Consider the following 2,833-nt stretch of genomic DNA (forward strand, 5'->3'; position numbering starts at 1 on the left):
CGCGCCTGCTCTCGCATCTGGAGACGGCGCAGGCGTGGATCCGCGCGCTGCGGCGCGCGCGCCTGCCCCTCGCGTACACCCAGGGCTTCCACGCGCACCCCCGCGTCACCTTCTCCACCGCCGCGCCGCTCGGCGAGGAGAGCCGCGGCGGCGACTTCATGGACGTGATCCTCGCGGAGCGGGTGGACCCGGAGACCGCGCGCGGCGCCCTCGCGGCGGCGCTGCCGCCCGACTTCTCCGTGGCGGACGCGTGCGATGTCCCGCTCAAGGCACCGTCGCTCATGGCCGCCGTGGCGGGGTTTGACTATGAGCTGCACACCCGGGCGGACGCGGCGGCGCTGGCCGCGCTGGCCGCGCTGGCCGGAGAACTGATGGCCCGCGACACGCTGCCGCTGAACCGCAAGGTGAAGCGCAGGTCCGCCCCCGGCGGCCGCGCCGAGGCCGAACTGGACATCCGGCCCATGCTCCACGCCTTGGACGTCGCGGCGGGGGAAGATGGCACGGCAGTGGTCCGTTTCTCCACCCGCCTCCACGCGGGCCGCCTCGCCAAGCCCAAAGAAATTCTCCAGCTCCTCGGACTGGACCCCGCCTCCGTGCGCATCGTCAAGACCGCCACCCTCCTCGCCGAGGGGGATGCGCCGGAAGCCGGAGCCGACTGACGGAAAGAAGCTTCCGTGGCGCCGCCGTCCCGGCGGCCTTGTCTTTGGAACAGCTCGGAACAAACGGCCCTTTTGGGCGGGTATTTGCGCAGAAATACGTAGACCTCTATGATTCCCCCCATGATCCAGCGATGGACAGAGAAGGCAACCCGCCTGGCAGCGGCTTTCGTTATCGGTCTTATTGCGCTGCTGATTGTCGGCGCGGTGTACGCCCTGACGGCCTACACGCTCTATGCGCTGTTTGACCCCAACACCAACAACCCGGACGGCAGTCCCGTGTTCGCGGTGCTGCTGACCTTCTCGCTGTTCCTCCTCATTGGGGGGGTGGTCGGCACGGTGTTCTTCACCAATGCCTGGGGAAAGCCCGGACTTGCCGAGAAGGTCATGCTCAGCCCTGGCCTGATTGCCGTGTTTTTCATGCAGTGTGTCAACGGTTGGGAAGCCGTGGTGCTTGGAGAAACCCTCGAAGACTTCGCCGGCTCCGTTCTGGTCTTCCTCCTGCCGTCCCTGCTGGGGGTGTTTCTTGCCCCGTGGTTGGGAAAACGGTGGATGCGCGCTCCGCAGGACAATCTACCTGCCGAGGAGACCGCAGAGCGGGTCGAAGACAGCGCGAACTGACCGTCCGGTCTCCGGTTTGCCTTCCTACTCCGCGCAGAGGGCGAGGATTTCGTCTATCTCCTTGCGGCCGAGGTCGGCGTGTTCGCCGATTTTCTGGCCGCGGGCCTCGATGCGCTGGCCGGCGCGCTCAATCCCCTCGCGGATGCCGTATTCGGCGAGGCGGGTCTTGACGCCGAGGCTGCGGAAGAAGTCCTCGGTCCGGGCGATGGCCGCCTCGATGCGCGCATCCTCCGCGCCCTCCGTGATGTTCCAGACACGCGCGGCGTACTGGAGCAGCTTCTCCGCCTTGCGCGCGCGCTGGTGGCGGAGGGTGGCGGGGAAGACCACGGCGAGGGTCTGGCCGTGGTCGAGGCCGTAGAGGGCGGTCAGCTCGTGGCCGATCATGTGGGTCGCCCAGTCCTGCGCGACGCCGCAGGCGATGATCCCGTTCAGGGCCTGGGTGGCCGCCCACATGATGTTCGCCCGCGTGTCGTAGTCCGCCGGGCCGGGCACGGCCTTAGGGCCCTGCTCGACGAGGATGGACAGGATCGCCTCGGCCTGCCGGTCCTGGAGCGGGCCGCCCATGTCGCCGGTCATGTACTGCTCCAGCACATGGGCGAAGGCGTCCACGATCCCGTTGGCCACCTGCCGCTGGGGGAGCGAGGCCGTGGTCTCGGGGTCCAGCACGGCGAACTTCGGGTAGACGCGGGGGGAGAAGAACGCGAGCTTCTCGTTGGTCGCGTCGCGCGAGACCACGGCGAAGCCGTTGGTCTCCGAGCCCGTGGCGGGCAGGGTGAGCACGCAGCCGACGGGCAGGGCGGATTTCACCTCCGCGCCCTTCGACAAGATGTCCCACGGGTCGTCCCCCGCGAAGGGCACGGCGGCGGCGATGAACTTGGTGCCGTCAAGCACGGAGCCGCCGCCGACGGACAGGAGGAACGTGGCACCCTGTTCCCGCGCGAGGGCGACAGCCTTCATGCAGGTCTCATAGCGGGGGTTTGGCTCGATGCCGCCGAACTCCACGACCCGGCGGCCCGCGAGGGCGGCGGTCACCTGGTCATACACGCCGTTGGCGCGGATGGACCCGCCGCCATAGGTCATGAGGACCACTGCGTCCTCCGGGATCAGGCCCGGCAGCTCCGCGATGGAGCCCTTTCCAAAAACCACCTCGGTCGGGTTGTGGTACCGGAAATTCCGCATGGGGTGTCCTTTCGTTTTCTGGAGTCCGGGGGATTATAGGGCAGTGCGGCACTGCGATGCCGCGCCTGTGTAACACGCCACCGGCCCCGGGGCTTCCCGCTTCCCCCAACAGCGTCCCTGATCACCGGACAAGACATCGCGTGAACCAAAGCCGGGGCGGGCACGAGATCGCCGCAGTCGCTGCGCTCCTTCGCGATGACGCTTCTTTCCGGGTCGTTGCGAGCCCCAGACCGCCGTGGGCGGGAATTCTGTCCATGAAGCCATGGATACGGGTGTCCTTTCCCTCTTCACCCCGGAGGGGTGAGGGCCATTAGCCGGTGGTTGAGCGAAGCGATACCACCGGGAACCCGTGCCCCCTCTTCCTTTCTGGCACCCCG

Annotated in this window: 3 protein-coding genes; 2 read left to right on the forward strand and 1 reads right to left on the reverse strand. The window is 68.0% G+C overall.

The features are described 5' to 3' along the window. On the forward strand, nucleotides 1-659 hold a 659-nt coding region (locus GXY15_12855), incomplete at its 5' end, for a DUF2344 domain-containing protein (GenBank protein ID NLV42098.1). A 120-nt stretch (nucleotides 660-779) separates the two neighbouring features. Further along, nucleotides 780-1,277, forward strand: coding sequence for a hypothetical protein (locus GXY15_12860; GenBank protein ID NLV42099.1), 498 nt, complete (start codon nucleotides 780-782; stop codon nucleotides 1,275-1,277). A gap of 24 nt (nucleotides 1,278-1,301) precedes the next feature. Here GXY15_12860 and GXY15_12865 read toward each other — a convergent pair whose 3' ends face one another. Next, entirely contained in the window at nucleotides 1,302-2,456 is a 1,155-nt protein-coding gene (locus GXY15_12865) for an iron-containing alcohol dehydrogenase (protein ID NLV42100.1), read from the reverse strand. Between the last annotated feature and the right edge of the window lie 377 nt (nucleotides 2,457-2,833).

It is taken from the genome of Candidatus Hydrogenedentota bacterium, from assembly GCA_012730045.1.
In the GTDB taxonomy this organism is placed as follows: Bacteria; Hydrogenedentota; Hydrogenedentia; order Hydrogenedentales; family CAITNO01; genus JAAYBR01.

Excerpts from the sequence above, each read along its gene's own strand:
- GXY15_12865 (NLV42100.1), bottom strand. The coding sequence starts at position 2,456 with ATGCGGAATTTCCGGTACCACAACCCGACCGAGGTGGTTTTTGGAAAG.
- GXY15_12860 (NLV42099.1), top strand. The coding sequence starts at position 780 with ATGATCCAGCGATGGACAGAGAAGGCAACCCGCCTGGCAGCGGCTTTC.